Origin of the sequence: Pseudoalteromonas sp. XI10, assembly GCF_001469895.1 — a bacterium.
Lineage (GTDB): Bacteria > Pseudomonadota > Gammaproteobacteria > Enterobacterales > Alteromonadaceae > Pseudoalteromonas.
The window spans coordinates 1-1555 of record NZ_LOPY01000034.1 but is presented as its reverse complement, the minus strand read 5'-3'; the positions used below and the strand labels follow the sequence as shown (position 1 = coordinate 1555).

The 1555-nt window shown below is 48.8% G+C and carries 1 rRNA gene; it reads left to right on the top strand.

Going from position 1 to position 1555, the window contains the following annotated elements:
• Positions 1–92 precede the first annotated feature (92 nt).
• Positions 93–1555, top strand: a 23S ribosomal RNA gene (locus tag AUR67_RS07115); the annotation flags it as partial.

Genomic DNA, 1555 nt, shown 5'->3' with positions numbered 1-1555 from the left:
GGTATCTACTTTAGTATTCTCATCATTATTTGATGAATTAACTTCTGGCGAAGTTAACAGCTGTCACTAACAAAGACCCGTTTGGGTTGTATGGTTAAGTGACTAAGCGTACACGGTGGATGCCTTGGCAGTTGGAGGCGATGAAGGACGTATTAACTTGCGATAAGCCTAGTCAAGCTAGTAAAAAGCGCTTGAGACTAGGATTTCCGAATGGGGAAACCCACCTGCTTGCAGGTATCTTGCACTGAATACATAGGTGTAAGAGGCGAACGCGGAGAACTGAAACATCTAAGTACCCGTAGGAACAGAAATCAACCGAGATTCCGGAAGTAGCGGCGAGCGAAACCGGACCAGCCCTTAAGCTTATTATGTGTTAGTGGAACATTCTGGAAAGTTTGACGATACAGGGTGATAGTCCCGTACACGAAAATGCATCTTAAGTGAAATCGAGTAGGTCGGAGCACGTGAAACTTTGACTGAATATAGGTGGACCATCATCTAAGGCTAAATACTCCCAACTGACCGATAGTGAACCAGTACCGTGAGGGAAAGGCGAAAAGAACCCCTGTGAGGGGAGTGAAATAGAACCTGAAACCGTGTACGTACAAGCAGTAGGAGCCCTTCGAGGGTGACTGCGTACCTTTTGTATAATGGGTCAGCGACTTATATTTTGTAGCGAGGTTAACCGATTAGGGTAGCCGTAGGGAAACCGAGTCTTAACTGGGCGTATAGTTGCAAGGTATAGACCCGAAACCCGGTGATCTAGCCATGGGCAGGTTGAAGGTTGAGTAACATCAACTGGAGGACCGAACCCACTAACGTTGAAAAGTTAGGGGATGACCTGTGGCTAGGAGTGAAAGGCTAATCAAACCGGGAGATAGCTGGTTCTCCCCGAAATCTATTTAGGTAGAGCCTCGGACGAATACTTACGGGGGTAGAGCACTGTTAAGGCTAGGGGGTCATCCCGACTTACCAACCCTTTGCAAACTCCGAATACCGTAAAGTACTATCCGGGAGACACACGGCGGGTGCTAACGTCCGTCGTGAAGAGGGAAACAACCCAGACCGCCAGCTAAGGTCCCAAAGTCATAGTTAAGTGGGAAACGATGTGGAAAGGCCCAGACAGCCAGGAGGTTGGCTTAGAAGCAGCCATCCTTTAAAGAAAGCGTAATAGCTCACTGGTCGAGTCGGTCTGCGCGGAAGATGTAACGGGGCTAAACTATGCACCGAAGCTGCGGATTCAAAATTTATTTTGAGTGGTAGGGGAGCGTTCTGTAAGCCGTTGAAGGTGAACCGGGAGGTTTGCTGGAGGTATCAGAAGTGCGAATGCTGACATGAGTAACGATAATGCGGGTGAAAAACCCGCACGCCGGAAGACCAAGGGTTCCTATCCCATGTTAATCAGGGTAGGGTAAGTCGACCCCTAAGGCGAGGCCGAAAGGCGTAGTCGATGGGAAACGGGTTAATATTCCCGTACTTGGTATAATTGCGATGGGGGGACGGAGCAGGCTAAACAAGCATGGCGTTGGTTGTCCATGTGAAAGTGAGTAGGTTG